Below are 23904 nucleotides of genomic sequence, written 5' to 3' on the forward strand. Positions count from 1 at the left end.
TCAATCGTTCGTCAGTCAATCGCGACGATGGCTTCGATCTCGACAGTGATCTGGCCAGGCAGCGAACCTTGGCCTATGGCCGAGCGGGCATGCGCGCCGGCTGGCCCGAAAACGTCGACCATCAGGTCGGAGCAGCCATTGATGACCGCCGGATGGTCGGCGAAATCCGGTACGGCGTTGACCATGCCGAACAGCTTGACCAGGCGGCGCACGCGCGAAAGGTCGCCCAGGGCCGCGTGCATGACCGCGATCAGGTTGACGCCGGTCAACCGGGCATGAGCGTAGGCCTGCTCGACGGTGACATCCGCGCCAACCTTGCCGATATGCTGGCGGCCGTCCGTTTCGCTCGGTCCTTGGCCTGACAGGAACAGCAGCTTGCCTTCCTGCACATGGGTGACGAAATTGGCGATCGGCGGCGGCGCCTCGGGAAGCGTGATCCCGAGCGCCTTCAATCGCTCATAGGGCGTCTCGTGCGGACGCTTCGATGTCGAAAAATTCATGCAAGGCTCCAGTCAGGCTCTTCCGTCGTGGCGGATACAGGCCACATGATGCCCGCCGTCGATCTCGACGGTGGGCGGAACGATTTCGGCGCAGGCGGCAATCGCCTCGGGGCAGCGGGTGCGGAAGACGCAGCCGGACGGCGGCGCGATCGGGCTCGCGATATCGCCCGTCAGCGCCACATGCGTGCGCCGACGCGTCGGGTCGGGCACCGGTGCGCTGGCGAGCAGCGCCCTGGTGTAGGGGTGTCGCGGCGCAGCATAGACCAGCTTGCTCGGCCCCCGCTCCATCACCCGGCCGAGATACATCACCACCACCTCGTCACAGAGATATTCGACCACCGACAGGTCGTGGGCGATGAACAGCAGTGTGAGCCCCAACCTCTTCTGCAAGTCGCCAAGCAGGTTGAGCACCTGCGCCTGCACCGATACGTCGAGTGCCGAAACCGGCTCATCGGCGACGACGAATTCCGGCTCCACGGCAAGCGCGCGCGCGATGCCGATACGCTGGCGCTGGCCGCCGGAAAATTCGTGCGGATAGCGCAAGGCGTGGTCCGGCGACAGGCCGACCAGCGTCAGCAGTTCAGCGATGCGCTCCTTGCGCTTCTTGCCGCGCGGGAAACCGCAGGCGTCAAGCGCCTCACCGAGGATGGCCGACACGCGCAAGCGCGGATTGAGGCTGGAGAACGGGTCCTGGAAAACGATCTGAAGCTTGCGTCGATAGGCGCGCATCTCGGCGGTCGACAGCGAGAACAGGTCGACACCGTCGAACAGTGCCTTGCCCGAAGTCGGCTCGGTCAGGCGCAGGAGGACGCGGCCGGCGGTGGTTTTGCCGGAACCGCTCTCGCCGACCAGCCCCACTGTTGAACCGCGCTTCACCGAGAAGCTGACATCCTCCACCGCGTGGACGATGCGGCCGCTGCGGGCCGGAAAATGTTTGGTGAGGCCCTCTACGACGAGCAGCGGCTTGGTTTCGACACGTCGGTCGATCTCGATGACGGCGCTCATAGCTCCGCGCTCCTGATGCAGCGGGAGAACCCGTTGGCGCCGGCCGGCACCAGCGGCGGAGGTGCTGCCTTGCAGGGCGGGATGGCAAAGTCGCAGCGTGGTTCGAAGGTGCAGCCTGGCGGCAGCATGGTGAGTGGCGGCACCGAGCCTGGAATGGAATAGAGGGCGCGGCGTTCGCCCGCTGCATCGATATCACGCCCGGCATTCGGCGTGCAGGCGAGCAGCCCCTTCGTGTAGGGATGACGCTGATGCGCGAACAACTGGTTGACCGGCGCCTGCTCGACGACGCGGCCAGCATACATGACCACGACATTGTGAGCGATCTCGGCGACCACGCCGAGATTATGGGTGATGAATAAAATGGACATGCCGAACTCGCCCTGCAACCGGCGCAACAGGTCGAGGATCTGTGCCTGGATGGTGACGTCAAGCGCCGTCGTCGGCTCGTCCGCGATCAGCAGCGAGGGGTTGCAGGCCAGCGCCATGGCGATCATGACGCGCTGGCGCATGCCCCCCGACATCTGGTGCGGATAGTCGTCCAGGCGCGAAGCGGCGTCCGGGATCTCGACATGCTTGAGCATGGTCAGGGCGCGCTTGCGCTTTTCCTCGCGGCTCACCTTCTCGTGCAGCGCGATCATCTCGCCGATCTGGTCGCCGACCGTATAGAGCGGGTTGAGACTGGTCATCGGCTCCTGGAAGATCATGGCGATCTCGCGGCCGCGGATGCGGCGGAAGTCCGTGGGCCGGAAGCTGACGAGGTCATGCACGGTCTCGGCGCGATCGCGGAACAGGATCCGGCCGCCTTCGATCCTGCCTGGGTGCGACAGAAGTCCCATGATCGACAGGCTGGTGACCGACTTGCCGGAGCCACTCTCGCCAACCACGGCAAGCGTCTCGCCGCGCTTCAGGTCGAAGGTCACACCGTCGACCGCCTTGGCGGTGACGTGCCGGGTAACGAACCAGGTCTTCAGGTCCTGGACGGACAGGATGGTGTCGGAGGGCAGGCTGTCGCTCATGATTTCCATCCGCAATGCGGGCAGACCTGGCCACCGCCGGGCGCGCCTTCCACCGGCACGTGGCGGTGCGCAGGAACCGCCTCGGCGCCGAGGATCGCATGGCGCGGCTCGAACAGGCGGTGCAGCGTCGAGGTCGCTCCCTGCGAATCCTTCACCGTCACATCGGCCTCGACGAGATCGAACAGCGTGAATTCGGCCGGCTTGCCCTTTTCCATGAGCTTTTCGCTCGGCAGCGAGATCGCCCGCCGCGGCGCGACGGTGGAGGCGGCGACGACATCTTCGAACGCCATGCCGAGCGAGAGAAGCTTCGACATGGTGGTGGCCATATCCCACACGGACGTGTCCATCGAACGGTTGTGCAGGTCGGTCGAGATCGTCCTCGGCGGCAGGCCGCGCGAAAGCGCAGCCTTGGCCACGTCGAAGGAGAAGGAAGCGCCGCCATGGCCGACGTCGAGCACGATGCCGCGCGCGGCCGCGTCCTCGGCCAGCCGGTAGAGGTCCTCGTCCTCGAGGAGCGAGCCGCCGGCCTTGCCGTTGAAGCAATGGGTGACGATATCGCCTTGCGAAAGCAGCGGCAGGATGTCGTCGTAGAGCGGCGGCGGTTCGCCGACATGCACCATGATCGGCAGCTTCAAGATGCGGCTGAACTTCTTCGCCAGCCGCACCGGGGTAAGGTCCCAGCCACCAGTGATGACATGGCTTGCCCGCACCTTCAGCCCGACGATGACATCGCGATTGGCCTCGACGGTGGCGATGGTGCGGTCGATGTCGATCGAGCGCATGTCGATCAGTTCGGAGACGCGGTTGCAGGCCACCAGCCCGATCGAGCCTATGTTCAGGAAGGCGTAGATATTCTCCCGCGCCGGCTCGATGACATATTCGCGAAAGCCGTGGAAATTAGCCTCGCCGGCCGAGCCCGCGTCGACCATGGTGGTGACGCCGCGCGCCGCGCCGCACTGCTCGGGGCGCAGCGAGATGTCGGTGCCGCCATACCAGACATGGACATGCAGGTCGGTCCAGCCGGGTGACAGATATGCGCCGTTCGCCTCCACGGTCCGCACATCGTCGCCCGCCGCGATTGTCGACCCGATCTCGGCGATACGACCGTCCCTGCCGACCAGCACGTCCAGCCGTTCGGGGAAACCGGAGCCGAAGCCGACAGGCCTTGCCCCGCTGATCAGCAGCGGCCGCTGAGCTTGCGGGAAGCGATTGGCGAACATCAGATATCCTTTGCCAGGCGGGGATCGAGGAGATCGCGCAAGCCGTCGCCGACCAGTTGCAGCGCGAGCACGGTGATGACGATGGCGGCACCCGGAAACATCATGATCCAGCCGGCCTGGTCCATATACTGCCGGCCGACCGCGATCATGGTGCCCCAGGTCGGGATGTCGGGTGAGATGCCGACCCCGAGAAACGAAAGGCCGGCCTCGGCCAGGATGGCGTTGGCGAAGATGAAGGTGCCTTGCACCAGTATCGGCGAGGCGATGTTGCGCAGCACATGCCGCACAAGGATCACCGGGGTCGGCACGCCGAGAGCGCGAGCTGCCTCGACATAGGGCAGCTCGCGGATCACCAGCGTCGAGGCGCGCACCACGCGCGCCAGCCGCGGCGCATAAACGATACCGAGTGCCATCACAACGTTGACGGCGGTCGGGCCGAGTGCTGCGACCAGCGCGATAGCGAGCAATATGTCGGGAAAGGTCATCATGGCGTCGACAAGGCGCGACACCGGCATGTCGAGCTTCTTGAAGAAGCCAGCCATCAGCCCGAGCACAATGCCGACGATCGATGAGAAGACCACGACGGCAAGCGCGACCGACAGCGAAGTGCGTGCGGCATAAAGCATACGGGAAAAGACGTCGCGGCCGAGATCATCGGTGCCGAACAGATGCGTGAAGCTCGGCGCCTCCAGCCGATGCGCGATGGAAAGCTTGACCGGCGCATAGGGTGCGATCCATGGCGCCAGAAGCGCGGTTAGCGCGATCACCGCCAGCACGACCAGCCCGACCCCCGAGGTCGGTCGGCCCATCAGTCTCGCCAGCAGGTTGGGTTCGCTTTGCAGGGGGGCGGAGATGGCGGCCATCAGGCGCGGACCCTCGGATCGATGGCAAGATAAAGCATGTCTATGGCGAAGTTCACCAGCACGTAGAGGCCGGCGATGACCAGGAGCGCACCCTGGATGACCGGATAGTCGCGCCTCAGCACGGCCGACACCACCAGCGAGCCGACGCCCGGCAGGCTGAACACCGTCTCGGTGACGACGGCACCGGAGATCAGCAGCGCCGCCGTCAGGCCGATGACGGTGAGGATCGGGATCAGCGCATTCTTCAGCGCATGTTTGAGAACCACGCGCCATTCGCTCATGCCCTTGGAACGGGCAGTGCGTACATAGTCGTCATTGAGCACGTCGAGCATGGAGGCGCGCGCGAAGCGCGTGATCAGCGCCGATGAGACCAGGCCGAGCGCCAGGGCCGGCAGGACGAGATGATTCAGCCGCTCGAGGAAGGACGCGCCCGGCCCGCCATAACCAGACGTGTCGAACCAGCCGAGCTTCACGGCGAAGAACTGGATGAACAACAGGCCGAGCCAGAAGCTCGGCACGCTGGCCGCGAACATGGCCAGTGTCGTCGCCACCTGATCGAAGGTGGAACCGCGCTTGTAAGCTGAAAGGATGCCGACCGGCAGCGCGATCACAGTGGCGATCAACAGCGAGAACACGGTAAGGAAGAAAGTCGGCTCGGCGCGTTGGGCGAGTGCCGTCGTCACCGGCTGGTTGAGGAAGATGGACTGGCCGAAATCGCCCTGCACGACGCCGAGAACATAGCGGCCGAACTGCACGACCATCGGCTGGTCGAGGCCGAGCCTCGAACGAAGTGCGGCGACGTCGGCGGCAGTGGCGTCCGGACCCAGCATGACGGCGGCCGGGTCGCCGGGCGTGACGCGCACGATGACGAAGACGATGGTCACGACCAGCGCCATTACCACGATCATGCCGAGGAGCCTGTTGAAGATGGTGCGCAGCATCGGCTCACGATCCTTGCATCGTCGCTGGAAACTTGCCGGGCGCCGGCACCTTTCGGCGCCCGGCGGCCTCTTCCGCAGAAGAGGACGGGCGGGAGAAACGGCTTACTTTTCCAGATAAGCGTTCCAGAAGAAGGGCCACGGCGACGGCGTCATCCCTTGCAGGTTCGGCGCCTGCGCGGCGAGCGCGTTGAAGTCGCCGACCTTGTAGATCGGCGCTTCTTCGTAGATCACCTTCTGCACATCCTCATAAAGCTTGGCGCGCTTGGCCGGATCGGACTCGGCGTTGAAGGCCTCGACCACCTTGTGCTTCGCGTCGGTCGCCCACCAGCCAGGCGTCGTGTCCGACATGAAGCCATTGAGCGAGGGTTCGGGCAGGAAGGGGCTGTGAGTGATGTAGATGTCCCACAGCTTCGGGTCCTGGCGGTTCTTCGTCAGCGTCGCCCATTCGACCACGTCGAGTTGGACCTTGAAGCCGGCCTGCTCGAGATAGGCCTGTGCCACCTGCGCCATCTTGTAGTGGAACTCGTATTGGCGGCTGGTAAGGATGCGCAGCGGCTTCGAACCGTCGTAGCCGGCTTCCTTGAGCAGCGTCGCGGCGGTCTCGGTGTCGCCGTCGGACTTATAGGCGTCAGTGCCCACTTTATTGTGCCAGGCGAAGCCTTCCGGATACATCGATCCGTCGATTGTGAAGAAGTCCGTCGAACCGAAGGCGGCGGTCAGCATGTCGTTCGGGGCAAGTGCGGCCTGCACCGCTTTGCGGATGCGGATATCCGAATTCAGGCCTTCCTTGGTGTTCATGACGAAGACCGGCCAGCCGAACGGCTTGAGGATGACCGGCTTGGTCTTGCCGCCGGAGATCTTGTCGTAGGCTTCCACCGGCAACGCGTCGGCATAGGCGAATTGGCCAGCCACCGCGCCCTCCACGCGGGTATTGGGGTCCGGCACCGGCACGAAGCGAATCTCGTCCAGATACTGCTTGCGCGCACCGCCGTAGACGTTCGGCTCGCCGTCGCGCGACTTGTAGCCGTCGAAGCGGGCAAGCTGGATGAACTGGTCGGGTTTGCGGTCCTTCAGCAGGTAGGGACCGGTGCCTATGAATTTGGTGAGGGGGTCTTCACCGGCGTTTTCCGATGGGATGATAATGGCCGCCGCATTGTTGAAAGCGAGCAGCGAGACCAGCGGCGCATAGGGTTTCTTCAGCACGATCTTGATCGTGCTGGCGTCGACCGCTTCAATGGAACTGATCACCTCGGCCGCCTGCTTGCCGCGCGTCGCCACCTTCTCCCAGCGCTGCAGCGAGGCGACGACATCGGCCGAATCCATGTCGGAACCGTCGTGGAATTTGATGCCGGTCCTGAGTGGGATGGTGTAGGTCAGCCCGTCCCCCGAAATCCCGGGCAGGTCGGCTGCGAGAAGCGGCGTAATGCTCCAGTCCTTGCCGAAGGTGTAGAGCGTCTCAAAGATGTGCTGGGTGACGATGCCGACCAGATCGGCGGTCGAGGCCATCGGATCGAGCGTCGGCGGCTCGCCAACGGTCGCCACGTCGATCACACCACCCTTGACCGGTTCGGCCCAGGCTCCTTGCACGGCAGGCAATGTCATTGCGGCAAGCAGCGCGGCAACACTCAACAAGCGTCTCATAGCCTCTCCTTGTTCCCTTATTATGTAATTTATGCTTTATTTGTGTATGACTATTCCATCCACTTTCCGTTTCGTCAAGCGCGAGCGGCAATCCCCTTGGCGCCGTCGCAACGCGCGACCGGCGCTGCGATCACGCACCCGGCGTGAGAAAATGCTGTCTGATTTGCCGGGAAAGATTTGAATGGCGGGTCATCGACCGGCAGCGTCGGCCTTAATGCCCGGCGCCGGCACGCGATGGTTCCCTGGAGCAATTCCAGGAAAGGTGCGCAGCGGTTTTCCGTCGGAAATTGCTTAAAAAACAAATAATTATGGCGCTTTCAGCGAAATGGGAACGCTCTAGCCGGCAAGATGCATGGCGGCCGGCAACGCCAGCGACAGGCCCGACAGGAAAAGCAGCAAAAAGACGCTCGTGCGCATCGTCCGTTGCGACAGCGACGGCGGCCAGCGGCGCGCCGCATAGGTCATCAGCATCACTGTCGGTATGGCGAGAACGAGCGCGACAGGCGACAGGGACGGCAGGTTGCCGCTTGCCACCACGACGACAAGCCGGACCGCCTGCGCGGTGCCGAAAGCGGTGACCAGCGTTTCGCGAATGCGTGCATGCGGCAACGGCTGGCGAAAAAGAAGATAGACGAGCGGTGGACCACCGGTCGCGAACAGTCCGCTCATCAGGCCCGAGACGACACCGAAGCCGACGAAACTCGCATCCGACGACGGCTTTGCCAAACCGGCGGGCCTGATGGCCAGTTGCAGGCTGGACAGCATGATGACCAGACCAAGTCCTATCTTCAAGAGATCGGACCGCGTATCCGCCAGCCATTCCAGCAGCGCATAACCCACGAACAGGGAAGGCAGGCTGGCGACCAGGATCAGCCGCAACTCCCGCAGAGCAACCTCGCGCCAGCCGCCCTGAACCAGCATCTGCGTGGCATTGATCAAGGTGAGCATGCCGACCATCGCGGCGGCGTCGGGCAGAGGCAGCAGGCCGACGAGCGCGATTGCGCCCATCATGACCAGACCGAAGGCGAAACCCGTCAATGTCTGGACGTAGGCTGCGACCGCGGTAAAACCGACAAAGGCGACGAGAGACCCTAGACCCATGACATCCCGTACGACGCGGGGATGGAATCGCGCAAGCTGGCCACTGGGATCAAAACACGTCTATTTCAGCTCGATTTCGATGAAGGCGTATTCGCCGTCATTGGCGTTGATGACATCGTGCTCGACGCCTTCCTTTCGGAAATAGGGCACGCCCTTCTTCATCTCGGCGACACTCTCGCCGTCGTCGGTCAACAGCTTCACCTTGCCGTCCATCAGCGGCACGACGACATAGTCATGGCCATGGCGATGCCAGCCTGTGTTGGCACCGGGCGCAAAACGGTATTCGGTAACGATGACGCGTTCATTGTCGATGAAGACGGTGGCTTTGGCGATTCCGGTCATGTGCTTCTCCTCCCCACAGCAATTCCAGGAAAAGTGTGTAGCGGTTTTCCGTTCGGAATTGCGTAAAAACAAAGAGTTAGAGCGTTTCCGCGTTTCCATGAAAGATGGAAACGCTCTAAGAAGGAAGGAAAGCCATAACAAGACGCGGCGCGAGTGCCAGCGACAGGGTTCGGTGGGGGCAAACAAAAAGCCCGGCGCGAGGTCGGGCTTTTATCGTATCGGAACCGGAAGCGATCAGGCGACGGCGCCGTTGATCCAGTGCGACAGCGCGGTCTTGGGGGCGGCGCCGACCTTGATGTCGGCCACTTCGCCACCCTTGAAGATCATCAGGGTAGGGATCGAACGCACGCCGAACTGCGCGGCGAGTTCCGGATTTTCATCGATGTTCAGCTTGGCGACTTTCACCTTGGCGCCGAGTTCGCTCGCAATGTCTTCCAGCGCCGGGGCGATCATCTTGCAGGGGCCGCACCATTCCGCCCAGAAATCGACGACGACCGGCACATTGGCCTCGAGTACGTCAGCACGGAAGTTGTTGTTGTCGACCTTGACGGTGGCCATAGCCAAGTCCTTTCGGATGTTTCGTTACGCTAGATGTGGTGCTGCAGGCAGCTCTGTTCAAGCACAGTTTGTGTCACGCCTCGGTGAGTCGGGCAAGGGCATCGTCCATTGCCGCTGCCGGCAGTTCGATCAGCCGCGGCGCTTCGGTGAAAAGCAGTCCGGCGGCAACTTCCCGGCCGGGATAGAGCGGCTTGAGCAGGGCGCGATAGAGCGAGAGCTGCAGGATATAGGCCGTCGGCACCTCGGCCAATGTCGCAGGCGCCGGACGGTTGGTCTTGTAGTCGACGATGAAGACCTTGTCGGCGCCGACCGCCAGCCGGTCGATCTTGCCGGAGATGACGCGCGGCTTGCCTTTCACCGTCAGGCTGCCCATCACCGAGACTTCCGCACGCGAACCGGATGCAAACAACGGCGCGAAAAGCGGGTCGGCAAGGATGCTGGCGACGGATGCCAGCGCCTGCTCGCGGTCAGCCTCCGACCAGTCGCTGCCGGTACGCGCCAGATAACGACGGGCCGCCGCCACATGCTGTTCTTCCGCGAGGTCGGGCAGCATCTGCAGCAGCTTGTGCATGGCAAGGCCGCGCCGCACCGCCATGCCGGGCTCGTTGTCGGCATCCAGCACCGGCGAGCGGCGGTCGGTGGTGGGCTCGGTCGTCTCGTCGATCAGCGCCGACGCGCCGGATGGCGACAGTGGCCGCGGCAGGTCTTCGACGATCGGCAACGGTTCGAACAAGGATGAGGGGACCGGAGAGAAGGTCTCGGCTTCCAGTTGCTCACCGGCTTCAGCAGCGACGAGCGGCGGAAATTTCGTCCACAGGAAGCGGAACACCTCTCCTTCGTCGACCGGATGCGGACGCGTCTCCGTCTCTTCGGCGCCGGCAAGAGACCGCATCACCAGCGAATGCCAGGTGCCGGGGCTGGGCGTGCGTTTGCCGTGATAACCGCAGACGATCAGCCTGTCTTCGGCGCGGGTCATGCCGACATAAAGCAGCCGGCGATATTCGTCGTCGGCCAGTTCGCGGGCACGCGCCGCGACGGATTGGGAAAAACCGTTGGCGACTTCGGCATTGGACCGCCACAGGAACCCCTTGCCGACCCAATGCCTGCCGGAGCCGTCGAACGGCATCAGGCGCGGCAGATGCTGGTCGCTGAAGGGTGCGGCACCCCCATCGACCAGGAAGACCACCGGTGCTTCCAGGCCCTTGGCGGCGTGCACCGTCATGACCCGCACCTCGTCGCGGGTCTGGTCCATCTCGCGCTTGATCTCGGGGCCGGCATTTTCCAGCGTCGACAGGAAAGCTTCGAGCCCCGGCAGGCCCGCTCGTTCTTCGGCCAGACAGAAGTTGAGGAATTCGTCGAGGATGTCGCCGGCTTCCGGTCCGAGCCGGGCGATCATCCGGCGTCGCACACCGTCGCGCGCGAGCAGGCCGGCATAGAATTCGAACACCGGCTTGAAGGCGACCTCGTCGGCCCAGGCATCGAGCTGCGCAACCACCGTTGCCAACGTCTCGTCGCTCTCGGCATTGGCGAGCAATGCCTTGTGAAGCGAGATGCCGGCGCCGCGATGGGCGCCAAGCTCGAACAATTTTTCTTCCGCCAGATCGAAGATCGGACTGCGCAACAACGCCGCCAGCGAAAGATCGTCCTGCGACTGGATCAGGAAGCGGCCCAGCGCCACCAGATCCTTCACCGCGATATGGCCGGGCAGGCTCAACCGGTCGGCACCGGCGACCGGAATGCCTTTTTCCTTCAGGCTTCGCGACAGCGCATGCACGAAACGGTCGCGCTTGCGCACCAGCACCACGACATCGCCGGCCTTCAGCTTGCGGCCCTTGCCCTCGATGATCTCGCCGCTCTCGATCCAGCGCTTGACGGTCCTGGCTATCTGTTCGGCCAGCCGCACGGCAGGCGCGCTGACATGGTTGACCGGCAGCGTCCAGTCGTCGGGTTCCTCGACCACGTCCGCCCCGATGGACGGCCAGACCTCGACATAGCCCGGCGCGTCATTGCGGATCGCCTTGTGGTCGAGAGGATCGGGATCGTGGCTGATACCGCGGCGTGTCTCGGGCGCGGCGAAAACACGATCGACGGCCGCCAGCACGTCGCCGGTCGAACGGAACGACCAGGTCAGTTTCAGGTCGGCGAAGCTTGCCTCTGCTTCGCGCACGCGGCGGGCGAACAACTGCCGGCTCTCGTGGAAGGAATCCGGCGCCGCGCCCTGGAAGGAATAGATCGACTGTTTTTCGTCGCCGACGGCAAAGACCGTACGCCGCACCAGACGCGCGCTTTCGCCGGAAAAGAACTCCTCGGCCAGACGCCGGACGACACCCCATTGATCCGGGCTGGTGTCCTGCGCCTCGTCGAGCAGGATGTGGTCGATGCCCTGGTCGAGCTTGTATTGCACCCAGGGGCCGGCATCGGTGCGTGACAGCAGATTGACGGTGCGCGTGATCAGATCGTTGAAGTCGAGGAAGCCGCGCCCGCGCTTCAGCTGTTCATAGCGGCTGATGAGCCAGTCTGCGACGGTCAGGGCGGCGACAGTGCCTTCCAGCATGCGAAACAGCGCCAGCCGGTCGGCCGTGCGGATGATGGCCGAAGCGGCGGCCTCATAGCGTTCGGGCAGATCAGGCAGCCGGTCGAGCAACGCTTTCTTGAATGCTTTGGCCGGATCGTAAGGATCGCCGTCCGAACGGAGAAACCCCTTCGCCAGCAGCGGCAACCGCCGCACCGGATCGGCTTCGGCAAAGCCAAGTGCCGCATGCGGCACGATGTTGTTGAGCACAGACCGGGCATCGGTCGCCTCGGCGGCGCGCACGAAGGCCGCGAAATAGGAGGGTTCGAACCCCGGCAAGGGCCACAACGAAGCGGCAATGCCTGCGGCGGTCTCTTCAGAAGCGAAGCCGAACTCATCGAAGAGCGGTCGGAAGCCCTGGCCATCGCCGCCGAAGGCATCGATGAAACCACGCAGGCCGTCACGCTTGCGCATGATCTCGGACAGAAGATCGTCCAGCCCTTTCTCGCCGCCGCGCTCCAGCACGGTGGCGAAAGCCTCGGCCAGTTCCACGCCGCCCGGCGCGCCGGCGCCAGTGATCATCTCGCGCCGCGCCTGCGCCAACAGCGCCTGTTCCATCTGCGGGTCGAGCATTTCGAAATGGGCGGCGATGTTGGCTTCCAGCGGAAACTGGTGCAGCACCGATTCGCAGAAGGCGTGGATGGTCTGGATCTTCAGGCCACCCGGGGTCTCCAGCGCTTCGGCGAACAACCGACGTGCCCGGCGCATGGTCTCGCCATCGGGCATGCGGCCATCGAGCGCGGCGATCTTCTGCTCCAACTCCGCATCAGGAAGCACGGTCCATTCCGACAGGGTCGAGAAGACGCGGTTCGACATGTTGGCGGCGGCAGCGCGCGTATAGGTCAGGCAGAGGATCTTCGAGGGATCGGTGCCGCGCAGCAGCAGACGGATGACGCGCTGTGCCAGCACATGCGTCTTGCCGGAACCGGCATTGGCCGAAACCCAGGCGGATGTGCGGGGGTCGGAAGCGCGCGCCTGGCTCTCGGCGGTGCCGGAAGGAATGGGATAGAGCTTCTTCAAGCCTCCCCTCCTTCATCCGGACCATCGCCGCCGGCGGACCATTCCAGGACGCGGGCGAGATGATCGTAGTCGCCGTCGGTTTCGCCCTCCCGGAAAGGCAGGGCGCGCGACAGATAACCGGTCTGCGGATCGGCATAATGCAGGAGCAGTTTTTCGAGCCTTGCCCAGGCCTCCTCGCCGAGATCGGATGCGGTGCGCGGCTTGCGGTTGTATTCGAGGATCGATTCCTGCTCGACCTCGCCATTGGCCTTGAGCCGGACGAAAGCAAGTTCGGCGGGTTCGCGCGCGCCGACCTCCCGGAACGCACCGCGTTTCAGGAGAGCGGCTTCCAGCGCCAGTTGCGGTGCCAGCAAGGTGTGCGCTTGCGCCTTGGAAGGGGATGAACCCGTCTTGAAGTCAAGAATGTCGGCCATGCCGGCAGCGAGCAGGTCGACGCGGTCGGCGTAACCCGACAAGGTGATGCCGGATTGCCCGACAATCGTCTTCTCGGCGCGTTCTTCCGACTGCCGGCGCACGACATTGTCCGCACGCGAGCGCTCCCATTCGATGATGCCGGTAGCCAGTTTCTCGAAGCGTGGCCACCAGACGGCCTCGACATCGGGCGGAAGTGCAGCCTCGGCAAAACAGGCACGGCCGGCGTCGAGAAGCACGGCAAGGGCTTCCGGCGCGCGTGGATCCGTCACCGCCTGCGAGAAGTTGTGCAGGATGGCGTGGAACAATGTGCCGCGTTCCGCCGCACCCGGGTCGCGGATCACCGGCTCCAGCGGCATCAGCCCAAGGATGCGACGGGCATAAACGGCATAGGGATCACGCCGCAGCGTCTCGATCTCGGTCACCGAGAAATGCTGCGGCCGGCTCTCCAATGGCGGCTTCGGCTGCGGCCGGGATGCGAAGTCCACCTTCGGGCCGGCGTCGAGACCACGCGCCCAGGCAAGCAGCTCGCCGCCACGCCGGCGCAGCGGCTCTGCCTGCTCCCTGCCGATGAAGGTGAGCAGCCGCTGCAGCCAGCGCGATGCGACCGCGGGCGCATCGCCGGCCCGCGCCGAGCGGGTCAGCACGACGTTCGGTGCGCCCATCGCCATCTGGAAATCGTGAGCCGCGAGGCCGATGCGCCGCTCCGGCGGTTCCAGGTCGATGCCGGTCTTCATCAGCCGCGACATGAAACGATCGCCTTCCGGCTTGCGCGGCCAGACACCTTCGTTGAGACCGCCGACAACGAGCGTGTCTACAGGCTGCAGGCGAGCTTCCAGCGTGCCCCAGATGGCGATCGAAGCGTCCGCACCGCGCGCCGGCTTGACCATTTCCGGCGCGATCAGCGCCATCGCCACATCGGGCCATTCCTGCGGCGACAACGTGAAGACCGCATCGGCGCCGATCAGGCCCCGCAGCAATTCAGCCAGCTTCTCGCCGGCATCGCCATCGTAGAGCGTCGAAAGTGAACCGTTCTCGGACCGGCCGAGCGCCTCCAGCGCAACCACACTCGCTCGCACCAGGGTTGCGACGTCGCTTTCCGGCTCTGTGCGGCAGGTTGCGAGCGGCGCGACGGCATCGGCCAGGCGCGAGAGCAAGGAGCGCGCCTCCTCGATGCGCCTGGCCGATAGCCGTGACAGCCAGAACGGCCGGCGTTGGGCTTCCTGCGCCAGCGCCCACCGGGTTTCGAACAGCTCGGCCAGCGAGACGATGTCGGGCCGGCCGGTGCCGCCGCGCAGAGCAACCAGTTCGACCGTTTCGGCAGCGCGCCGCACGTCGGCACGCGGCAGGCCGAGACCGAGCAGCGGATGCTTCAGCAGCGCCAGGATCGCTACCGGGTCGCCCGGCCGCAGCACCGTGTCGAGCAAAAGCCGCAGCAGGCTTGCCGGTGGCGTATCGGTCAGCGGCCTGCCGCCGGAATCGTCGGCGACGATGCCGAGCCGGAGCAATTCGGCTGAGACACGGCGCGCCAGTGCACGATCACCGGTGACGAGCGCGGCGCGATGGCCTGGCTGGACAACCGCGCGGCGCAAGGCGAGCGCGATGCATGCTGCCTCGTCGCGTTCGTTGGCGGCTTCCACCAACGTAACCCCCTGCAGGGCAGCGGTGATCTGCGACGTTTCGAAACCGGCCCGCGTCTCAGTCCACAATTCGGTGGTTTCCGCCGGCCGCAACGCCTCGGCAACCAGCGCCGCGCGCCCGCGCAACGCGTCGGTGACGCTGCCGATCTCCTCGACGTCGCTACGCAATATGCCGATCCGGCCGATAAGCTTGGCGAGACCATATTGCGGATGACCAAGCAGCGCCGGCCGTGGGTCCGGCGCGGTGAGCGTGTCGAAAGACGGCTGATCCATTGCCGTATCGAGTCCCGGCAACACCACGGCGCCATTCGGCAGGCCGGCGATCACCGCCAAAAGATCGGCGGTGGCGGGGATCGAACCGGTGGAACCCGCCGCGATCACCGGTCCGGCCGGCGGGTTGCGCTTCAGACGCTCCGCTTCCAGCCTGATTAGCGCGCTGCGGTGCGCGGCTGGGTTCGAGCGGTCCCGTTCGATCAGGACACCGGGCCATGCCTCGGTGACGATCTTCAGGAAATCCAGAGTCACCTGCCACCAGCCGGCAAGATTGCCTTCGACCAGCCCGGCAAGCCTCGCCCAGTCGGAGCCCTCGGTCTCGATCTCATCCATCAGTCGGGCGAGATCGCGCGCCAGCCAGACCGCATCCGCCGCCGAGGCGGGAACGACGACCTCCTCGTCGAACAGCGCCGCGACATGGGCCGGGAGTCGGCGTTTCCAGGCACGCACCAGCGGTGCCAGAAGCAGAAGCCGCTCCAGGGCGGCGACCGGCGGCGCAAGATCGATGGCGCCGGCGTCCTCGGCTTCCTGGTCGAAGGCCGCTTCGTCTTCGTCGAATTCGCCGAGCGGCTTGATGACCGGGAGGATGGTCGAAGCACCGCGCAGGCGTTCCGCGAAGACGCCGCGCAGGGCGCGGGCGGCACGGCGCGTCGGCACATAGAGGGTGGCACCGGCCAGGGCCAGGGGATCACCCCCATGCTGGAAACCGGGGATCAGGCGCCCTTCGATCAGCGCGTCGGCGAGCGTCGACAGGAACGGGGAACCGGGCGCAATGGAATAGACGCGGGGGGTATGGACGCGGGGCAGGCCGCTCATTTCGCGCTCGCGAAGGCCCTTCTGACCGCCGCTTCCGCCGGAGCGATGGCATCCGGCGTGCCGACAGTGACCCAGTGCCCCCGCATCACCATGCCGAACAGCCTGCCGGTCGCTATGGCGCGGTCGAAATAGGCGTTGAGCGAATGCGGCTCGGCTGAAGCGCCGGCAAAGATAGCCGGATTGGAAATGGCTGCGCCGGCATAGATCAGCCCGGCTGGATCGCCTTTGGCGCGCGAAAGGCGCCCGTCCGGCCCGATCAGGAAATCGGTACCGCCCGAATGGCCGGTCGTTGAGGGAAGTTCTGCCAGCATCAGCAGAATATCCATCGCCTTACCATCCCAGGCAAGGGCGAGCCGTTCGAGATTGGGCTTGCCGGCATCGAGCCAGAACGTGTCGGCGTTGAGGATATAGAAGGGCTTGCTGCCGAGTTCGGGCAGTGCCTTGACGATGCCGCCAGCCGAATCCAGCAGGCGCTCGCTCTCATCCGAGATGACGATCCTGGGCCGATCGCGTATTGCAACGTGGCGGACGATCTGATCCGGCAGGTAGTGGACGTTGATCACCGCCTTTTCGACCCCGACCTGTTCGAGGCTGTCCAGACCCCAGTCGAGCAGGGTCTTGCCGGCGACCGGCACCAGCGGCTTCGGAATGGTGTCGGTGATCGGCCGCATGCGCTTGCCGAGCCCGGCAGCCAGCACCATGGCCGTGGACGGACGTTCCGCATCCATCATGCCGGTTCCTCGAGGACACCGAGACGATCATACAGCACCCGCACCTCGGCGAGCGCGGGATGGATGAGAAGCCGGCGCAGATAGTCACGGATGCGCGGCAGATGTTTCAGATAGTGCGGCTTGCCGTCGCGCCGGTCGAGACGCACGAAAATCCCCAGTATCTTCGAGTGGCGCTGCGCTCCCATGATGGCATAGGCCTCTTCGAAATCCGACCTGTCGAAACGTCCAGCGGAGCTGCGGGCAGCAACATAGGCATCGACGACGGCGCGCTCGAACGCGGGTTCGATGGTGACCCGCGGGTCCAATGCGAGCGATGCGACGTCATAGGCCGAAGGGCCGATCAGCGCATCCTGGAAATCGACGATACCGAGCCTGTCGAAGCCGGCTCGATCCCCGCGCCAGATGAAGTTGGGCGACTGCACGTCGCGCAACATCAAGGTCGGTTCCGCACCGCTGATACGGTCCAGTACGGCGTTCCAGGCGGCCCGAAACGCATTTCGTTCCTCATCGCTTGCCGCGTGACCCCGAATGGCGGGCAGATACCAGTCGATCAGCAGCTCCGCCTCGATCAGCATCGCATCGCGATCAAAGGGCGGCACGACGTGGAATATGTCCTGCGCAACGGCGACACGATCCGACCAGCGCTTCCCATGCATGAAGGCCAACAGTTCGGAAACCAGCGCGTACCGCTCGACGATGGGCGTTCCGTCCGATGCGAGCAACCCCTCCGTTCCCAGATGTTCGATGAGCAAAAAACCCTTGTCGAGATCCTGCGCATGGATTTCAGGTGCTGCGATATCAGCTTCGCGAAGAAGCCTGTCGATACCGACGAAGGCGGCAACGGTCTGCGCGGTATGGGCGATCTCGGCATATGGCCTGCCGTCGCGCACAGGCGGCCCCAGCACGAGCCGCGGCGAATTCATCAGTACACGAGGCGCCTGGTCCGCCAGCGAGACGATTTCATAGGAGCGTGCCGAGGCATCGCCGACGAAATGCCGTCGCCTGGCCGCACCCCAACCGGAATTGTCCAGGAAATCGCGCATCGCCAGCGATCGCACAACGCGCTCGTAACCGGCACCCTCACCCAGGACGCGCACCGAGCGCCCTTCGTCCTGATGGACAAGCTCGACGGTGATCGTCGTATCCGGCAATCGGTCTGCCCGTTCGGGCCATTCGATCAGAGCCGCGCCATCCTTGAGCACGTCCGGAAAGCCGAGCTCTTCCAGTTCATCGGCGGAAGAAAGCCGATAGAGATCGAAGTGATGGACCGGGACGCGCGTGTCGTAGCTCTGCACCAGGGTGAAGGTGGGGCTCGGCACGTCGAGCGCACCGTCGTCGGCAAGTGCGCGGATCAGCGCCCGCGCCAGCGTCGACTTGCCGGCACCGAGATCGCCGTGGAGTGCAAGCACATCGCCTGGCCGCAACGCCATGGCGAGATCCTCGCCGAGACGCATCGTCGCCGCTTCGTCGCCAAGAAACCGCTCCACCATCGGCAATGCTATTCGGCCGCCGCGCGGATGCCGGCCGGTGCTGCCGGAAACATGCAGATCACCGTCGTGCCGCGGTTTTCGCCGGTTTCGATGCGTACCGTGCCGCCATGAAGCTCTACGAAACTCTTGACGATGGAAAGTCCGAGGCCAGCACCACGCCGGCGGCCGCCATTCACGCGCGGTTCGAAACGACGGAACACCGAATCGAGAACGTCCGGCGGCATACCGGGCCCATCGTCATGAACCGAGAATTCCACGCCTTCCCCGGTTTCGCGGCAGGTCAGCGCGATCGTGCTCTTCTCGGGCGCATAATTGGCGGCATTGCTGAGCAGATTGTAAAGGATCTGCCGCACGCGGGTCTCGTCGCCGTGGAAGCTCTTCGGCGCGGTTGCGATGTCGACGCCGAGCCGGATGGTATGCTCGGCCAGGCGGTCGGCCACGAGTTCCGCCGCCGCGGCGACGGCGCTCTCCACCTTAACCTCGGAAATGTCGAGCTGCATGATGCCGGCATCGACGGTGGCAAGGTCGAGGATGTCGTTGACGATGGTCAGCAGCACCGAAGACGAAGAGCCGATATGGTCGAGATATTCCTGCTGCCGGATGCTGAGGGGGCCGGTCGCCGGGAGAGACAGCAATTCCGTGAAGCCGATGATGTTCGTCAGTGGAGAGCGCAATTCGTAGGAAACGTGCTGGACGAAGTCGTTCTTCAATTGATCCGATTTCAGCAGCGCGTCGTTTTTCTCCTTCAGCGCCCGCTCGACATTGACGCTGTCGGTGACGTCCACGAAGGTGATCATCACCTGGCCGTTCGGCAGATGGATGACGGCATAGCGCAGCGTGCTGCCGTCCTCCAGCGTGACCTGGCCATGACGGTCGCGGCGTTCATCGTCGAAACCGGTGACCGCGGCAACGAAGCCCGCCCAAGGCCCGTCCTCGGCGCGGGTGGCGCAGAGATCTCGGATCAGCGAGACATGGATGCCAGGCTGCGTGGCATCGACCGGCAGGTTCCACATCGTGGCGAAAGCCGGATTGGAAAGCCTCAACCGGCCATCTGGTCCGAACACGGCGACGCCCTCGGCCAGATTGTCGAGCGTTTCGCCCTGCACGCGCACCGCCGTCTGATAGCGGCTTTCAAGGTCGATCTTTTCGGTCAGGTTCTCGAACACCCAGGTGACGCCACCCTTCGGCTGCGGATTTCCGACGACGCGGATGGTCTTGCCATCCGGCAGATGCCACCAATGTTCCACCGGCTCGACCGATCGATAGGCCGACAGCAGGCTTTCCTTCCAGCGGCGCCATTCCGGTTGTTCGGCGATCTTGCCCTCGCTGCGCAACCGATCGAGCAGCAGCGCATTGTCGGGTGTGCTGCCGAGAAAGGCCGTATCCAGACCCCAGAGCTTCTGGAAGGCCTGGTTGTAGAAGCGCAGCTTCTCATCGGCGTCGAAGATCACCACCGCCGTGTTGAGCTGATCGAGTGTATCGGCATGGCTGCGCACGGTGCGCTCATATTCCTCGCGCGCGGTGTCGGCGGCGCTGACATCGTAGGCAAGCCCGGCCGATCCCTCCGCGCCGGCGACATCGGTGACCGAAAAGACGTGCCGGTCACCCGCAATGACAGTCGACAGTGTCTGTTCGAACACCGGCCGTTGATTGTGCTGGCTGATGATGGCGTCTCGCGCCTGCCCCCCGAGGAACTCGCGGCCGTCCCTCAGCGCTGCTTCGCGATCGGTGGCCTCGACTGCGCTCCAGTAGGCGCGGTTCACCCATTTCAGCCGACCATCTCTGTCGCGCAGCCAGAACGGCATCTTCAACGCGTCGAACAGACCGAGCATCGTATCGTGCTCCGCGGCAACCTGCTGGTGCTCCAGCTTCAGCCGCGCCAGATTGCGCTGCGTGTCGGACAGGGAAACGAACCGCACGATGCCGTGCGCGGCACTTTTGCGCCCCTGGACGTCAAGCGGCGCGCCAGCCTGGGTTTCGGCAACGAGATCGAACGAGGTACCTTTCTCGCGCAGCGCCGTGATCGCATTTTCCAATGCCGCCGCCGAACGCGGCATCAGCCAGCGCCCGAAAGCCAGGAAGGCGGCGCGCTCGTCCGGCGCTCCTGTTTCCATCGGCAGGCCGCCGACGATGTCGGGCTTCCTGTTGTCGGCCGGCCAGACGACGACGCGTTGATCGCGCAGGTTGAGGAGCGCTTCCGAGCGCTGGAGCGAGGCGTTGGCGTCGGCCAGGCGGGCCCGCAACTCGACATTCTCGGCTGCGGTACGCTGGCGCTCGCGGATCAGCGCAATGGCGGAGATGAGTGCCGCGCCGAGCACGCCGACCGTGACCGCCATCTGGATGACTTCGATGGTGCCCAGCGGCACGGCAGCCTTGACGGTCACGTCCTGAGCCCGGGCAGCGAGGCAGCCAAGGGGAAGGAACAACGCCGTGCCGGCAAGCAGACGCGCAAGATACCCGCGCGGCGAACGCCGACGGCTGGCCGCCGCCAGGCGATCCCCGATCGCCGAATCCTCTTTGCCGCCGGTTACGGCCTGTCCCGCCTCGTGCGGGTCTTCCCCCGGCATATGCTGGTCCTCTCCGCCTGAATACAAGCCGCCCCCGACCCGCCATCGTCCCGAATCCGGAGCACTGCGCAGCCCGTCCCGGACACGCAAAGAACACCCCTTTACCGGGAAACCCGCGCATCGTGCCTTGAGCCGGACCGGATCGCGGCCGCGCGCGAGCAGGAAGCTTCGCGAATCACCTCACAATACCTGCTCGCCGAATCGACGTGAAGGCGGCGATTCCGCAAAAATAAGGCCGGGCGAAATGTCAATCGCCCGGCCTCAATATCTTGTAGCAAAGTCAGATAAGGTTAATAGCGGTAGTGTTCCGGCTTGTACGGACCCTGTGGCGTCACGCCGATATAGGAGGCCTGCTCACCGGACAGTTCGGTGAGCTTGGCGCCGAGCTTGCCGAGATGGAGGCGAGCCACCTTTTCATCGAGATGCTTTGGCAGCGTGTAGACCTTGTTTTCGTACTTGCCGGGCTGCGTCCACAGTTCCATCTGCGCCAGCACCTGGTTGGTGAACGAGGCCGACATCACAAAGCTCGGATGGCCGGTGGCGTTGCCGAGATTGAGCAGGCGCCCTTCCGACAGCAGGATCATGCGCTTGCCGTCCGGGAAGGCGATCATGTCGACCTGCGGCTTGACGTTGGTCCATTTGAGATTGCGCAGCGACGCAACCTGGATCTCGTTGTCGAAGTGGCCGATGTTGCCGACGATCACCATGTCCTTCATGGCGCGCATGTGATCGAGCGTCACGACATCCTTGTTGCCGGTGGTGGTGATGACGATGTCCGCCGTGGGGGCGGCGTCTTCCAGCGTAACCACCTCGAAGCCGTCCATCGCAGCCTGCAATGCGCAGATCGGGTCGACTTCGGTCACCTTCACGCGAGCGCCGGCGCCGGACAGCGAAGCAGCAGAGCCCTTGCCGACGTCGCCGTAGCCGCAAACCACGGCGACCTTGCCGGCCATCATCACGTCGGTGCCGCGGCGGATGCCGTCGACCAGCGATTCCTTGCAGCCGTACTTGTTGTCGAACTTCGACTTGGTGACCGAGTCGTTGACGTTGATCGCTGGGAAGGGCAGCAGGCCCTTCTTCTGCAGCTGATAGAGGCGGTTGACGCCGGTGGTGGTCTCCTCGGTGACTCCGCGGATCGCTTCGCGCTGCTTGGTGAAGAAGCCAGGCGAGGCCTTCAGGCGCTTCTTGATCTGCGCGAAGAGGATTTCCTCTTCCTCGCTGCCCGGCTTCGACAGCACGTCCTCGCCAGCCTCGGCGCGGGCGCCGATGAGGATGTACATGGTGGCGTCGCCACCATCGTCGAGGATCATGTTGGAGACGCCGCCATCGGCCCACTGGAAGATCTTGTCGGTGTATTCCCAGTACTCTTCCAGCGACTCGCCCTTGACGGCGAAGACGGGAATGCCTGTTTCGGCGATCGCGGCGGCAGCGTGGTCCTGGGTGGAGAAGATGTTGCAGGAAGCCCAGCGGATTTCAGCACCGAGAGCCTTCAGCGTCTCGATCAGCACCGCGGTCTGGATGGTCATGTGCAGCGAGCCGGTGATGCGGGCGCCCTTGAGCGGCTTCTTCTCGCCGAATTCCTCGCGGCAGGCCATCAGGCCCGGCATTTCCGTCTCGGCGATCTCGATTTCCTTGCGGCCCCAGCCGGCAAGCGAAATATCGGCGATCACATAGTCTTTGCTACCCGTCATGGCAGTGCTCCGATTGATTTGTTGTGCTGACGCGTCCGGGCCGGATGGCGCAAAGATGAACGCGGCGTTGGCGACTGCCTAGCAGATCACGCCGAAACAGACAACGGGATATAAAGAAATCTTTATCTGCGCATATGGTATGCGGACGCCAGACGCGAAAAATTGTGTGCCTGCTCCGTCAGATCTCTTCGCCGAATTTCGAGGCGACGAGTTCGTCCAGCGCGGCAATCACCTGGGCCGCTTCGCGACCGGAGGCCGTGACCCGGATCGAACAACCGGGGCTGGCGGCCAGCATCATCAGCCCCATGATCGACGTGCCGCCGACCCTGGTGCCATCCTTCTCGACATGCACATCGGCCTCGTAGCTGCCGGCGACCTGGACGAACTTGGCGGAGGCACGTGCATGCAGTCCTCGCTGGTTGATGATCCGCATATCGCGGACAACATGGCCGGCATTGGAGGACATGGTGTTCATTTGCTGGTGAGGAGCTGGCTGGCGACGTTGATGTATTTGCGGCCGGCTGCCTGCGCTTCGTCGAGCGCGGCAGCCATATTGTCGCTCTTGCGGACACTGGAGAGCTTGATCAGCATGGGCAGGTTCATGCCGGCAATGACTTCAATGCGCCCTGCTTCCATCACCGAGATGGCAAGATTGGAAGGCGTGCCGCCGAACATGTCGGTCAGCAGGATGACGCCGGCACCGGTATCGACGCGCCGTACCGCTTCGACGATGTCCCTGCGGCGCTGCTCCATATCGTCTTCGGCACCGATCGCGACGGTTTCGAAATTGTCCTGCGGTCCCACGACGTGTTCCACGGCAAGGCGGAACTCGTCGGCCAGTCGACCGTGCGTGACGAGCACGAGTCCGATCATTCTTTGGCGGCTCCCGTCATGGCCCCTTCACAGGCACATCTTATTTTCGCCAGTCTGTCCAGACGGCGGGAGCGCTATCTTGTCGACGCAAGTCGCGTTGACAAGCCCCAATTTGCGCCAGCGCGAGCCATTTTGACGCATTGCAGCATAAAAATTCCGCTGCGTCATCGAAAAGACGCGATCGACAGCCGCGCCGAAATCGCCGCCAGGGCTGCGGTGACGTTGCCGGCCGCGAGGTCAAGTCTGGGGATCTCGCAACCTGCAACGACGACCATTGCATCGGCCTGAAACCGCTCCATTTCGGCAGCCGGAACAAGCCGCACGCACAGGTCGATCATCGCTTCCTTCTCGTATGCCACCGGTTGCGGGCCGATGCCGGCAACCTCGGCGAGCCCCGCGATGGTGGGTGGCGCGGCGCAAAGCAGGCGACCACCGTGACTAGAGATGAGGAGTTGGTCGTCGGCGATCAGACGGGAAAACCGGCCTTGCGCACGAAAATGGCTGATCAGCGCCAGGGCCAGCGTCGACTTGCCCGAACCCGACGCCCCGGTGATGAGGATGCCACGGTCCCCTATCAGCAAACCGCTGCCGTGGATGTTTGGCGCGGATGTCACAGTCACCCCGTCCTCGACC

General features: G+C 64.3%; 19 protein-coding genes. All 19 read right to left on the bottom strand.

All coding sequences use genetic code 11. The features are described from left to right. Nucleotides 1-11 precede the first annotated feature (11 nt). A complete protein-coding gene (locus ACFWXH_RS15340; RefSeq protein ID WP_379121602.1) occupies nucleotides 12-500 on the bottom strand; it encodes a RidA family protein in 489 nt (162 codons plus the stop codon). A 12-nt stretch (nucleotides 501-512) separates the two neighbouring features. Further along, the gene (locus tag ACFWXH_RS15345; protein WP_379121604.1) at nucleotides 513-1505 is read right to left on the bottom strand and encodes an ABC transporter ATP-binding protein; all 993 of its coding nucleotides are present in this window, start codon (nucleotides 1503-1505) and stop codon (nucleotides 513-515) included. Beyond that, entirely contained in the window at nucleotides 1502-2509 is a 1008-nt protein-coding gene (locus ACFWXH_RS15350) for an ABC transporter ATP-binding protein (protein WP_379122224.1), read from the bottom strand. Before ACFWXH_RS15350 ends, ACFWXH_RS15345 begins: the two co-directional genes overlap by 4 nt. Before the next feature lie 8 nt (nucleotides 2510-2517). Continuing rightward, complete coding sequence (locus ACFWXH_RS15355) at nucleotides 2518-3741, bottom strand: amidohydrolase/deacetylase family metallohydrolase (protein WP_379121606.1); 1224 nt, start codon at nucleotides 3739-3741, stop codon at nucleotides 2518-2520. Beyond that, nucleotides 3741-4604, bottom strand: a complete 864-nt coding sequence (locus ACFWXH_RS15360; RefSeq protein WP_379121608.1) for an ABC transporter permease — start codon at nucleotides 4602-4604, stop codon at nucleotides 3741-3743. Before ACFWXH_RS15360 ends, ACFWXH_RS15355 begins: the two co-directional genes overlap by 1 nt. Continuing rightward, nucleotides 4604-5545 (bottom strand): ABC transporter permease, encoded by a 942-nt coding sequence (locus tag ACFWXH_RS15365; protein ID WP_054312595.1) that lies wholly within the window; start codon nucleotides 5543-5545, stop codon nucleotides 4604-4606. Before ACFWXH_RS15365 ends, ACFWXH_RS15360 begins: the two co-directional genes overlap by 1 nt. Nucleotides 5546-5647: 102 nt before the next feature. Then, nucleotides 5648-7186 carry an ABC transporter substrate-binding protein gene (locus ACFWXH_RS15370; protein WP_379121611.1) on the bottom strand — a complete coding sequence of 513 codons (1539 nt, stop codon included), beginning with the start codon at nucleotides 7184-7186 and terminating at the stop codon, nucleotides 5648-5650. Between the two features lie 336 nt (nucleotides 7187-7522). Then, nucleotides 7523-8287, bottom strand: coding sequence for a TSUP family transporter (locus ACFWXH_RS15375; protein ID WP_379121613.1), 765 nt, complete (start codon nucleotides 8285-8287; stop codon nucleotides 7523-7525). Nucleotides 8288-8347: 60 nt separating this feature from the next. Then, nucleotides 8348-8629, bottom strand: a complete 282-nt coding sequence (locus tag ACFWXH_RS15380; protein WP_379121615.1) for a cupin domain-containing protein — start codon at nucleotides 8627-8629, stop codon at nucleotides 8348-8350. Between the two features lie 234 nt (nucleotides 8630-8863). Further along, a complete protein-coding gene (gene trxA, locus ACFWXH_RS15385; protein ID WP_024924257.1) occupies nucleotides 8864-9187 on the bottom strand; it encodes a thioredoxin in 324 nt (107 codons plus the stop codon). A 73-nt stretch (nucleotides 9188-9260) separates the two neighbouring features. Beyond that, nucleotides 9261-12779, bottom strand: coding sequence for a double-strand break repair helicase AddA (gene addA, locus ACFWXH_RS15390; RefSeq protein ID WP_379121617.1), 3519 nt, complete (start codon nucleotides 12777-12779; stop codon nucleotides 9261-9263). Then, nucleotides 12776-15919 carry a double-strand break repair protein AddB gene (addB, locus tag ACFWXH_RS15395; protein ID WP_379121619.1) on the bottom strand — a complete coding sequence of 1048 codons (3144 nt, stop codon included), beginning with the start codon at nucleotides 15917-15919 and terminating at the stop codon, nucleotides 12776-12778. The genes addA and addB overlap by 4 nt, the downstream gene beginning before the upstream one ends. Beyond that, the gene (locus ACFWXH_RS15400) at nucleotides 15916-16650 is read right to left on the bottom strand and encodes a nucleotidyltransferase family protein (protein WP_379121621.1); all 735 of its coding nucleotides are present in this window, start codon (nucleotides 16648-16650) and stop codon (nucleotides 15916-15918) included. Before ACFWXH_RS15400 ends, addB begins: the two co-directional genes overlap by 4 nt. After that, nucleotides 16647-18152, bottom strand: coding sequence for a tRNA (adenosine(37)-N6)-threonylcarbamoyltransferase complex ATPase subunit type 1 TsaE (gene tsaE, locus ACFWXH_RS15405; protein ID WP_379122226.1), 1506 nt, complete (start codon nucleotides 18150-18152; stop codon nucleotides 16647-16649). Before tsaE ends, ACFWXH_RS15400 begins: the two co-directional genes overlap by 4 nt. After that, nucleotides 18149-20707 carry an ATP-binding protein gene (locus ACFWXH_RS15410; RefSeq protein WP_379121623.1) on the bottom strand — a complete coding sequence of 853 codons (2559 nt, stop codon included), beginning with the start codon at nucleotides 20705-20707 and terminating at the stop codon, nucleotides 18149-18151. Before ACFWXH_RS15410 ends, tsaE begins: the two co-directional genes overlap by 4 nt. Before the next feature lie 290 nt (nucleotides 20708-20997). Further along, nucleotides 20998-22398 (bottom strand): adenosylhomocysteinase, encoded by a 1401-nt coding sequence (ahcY, locus tag ACFWXH_RS15415; RefSeq protein ID WP_379121625.1) that lies wholly within the window; start codon nucleotides 22396-22398, stop codon nucleotides 20998-21000. A 178-nt stretch (nucleotides 22399-22576) separates the two neighbouring features. After that, on the bottom strand, nucleotides 22577-22873 hold the full coding sequence (locus ACFWXH_RS15420; RefSeq protein WP_054312605.1) for an HPr family phosphocarrier protein: 297 nt from the start codon (nucleotides 22871-22873) through the stop codon (nucleotides 22577-22579). Then, the gene (locus ACFWXH_RS15425; protein ID WP_054312606.1) at nucleotides 22870-23271 is read right to left on the bottom strand and encodes a PTS sugar transporter subunit IIA; all 402 of its coding nucleotides are present in this window, start codon (nucleotides 23269-23271) and stop codon (nucleotides 22870-22872) included. The genes ACFWXH_RS15420 and ACFWXH_RS15425 overlap by 4 nt, the downstream gene beginning before the upstream one ends. 164 nt (nucleotides 23272-23435) lie before the next feature. Next, nucleotides 23436-23891: an HPr kinase/phosphorylase gene (locus ACFWXH_RS15430; RefSeq protein WP_379121628.1), complete on the bottom strand. Its 456-nt coding sequence runs from the start codon at nucleotides 23889-23891 to the stop codon at nucleotides 23436-23438. Nucleotides 23892-23904 lie beyond the last annotated feature (13 nt).

Source organism: Mesorhizobium sp. NPDC059054, assembly GCF_042739215.1.
In the GTDB taxonomy this organism is placed as follows: domain Bacteria; phylum Pseudomonadota; class Alphaproteobacteria; order Rhizobiales; family Rhizobiaceae; genus Mesorhizobium.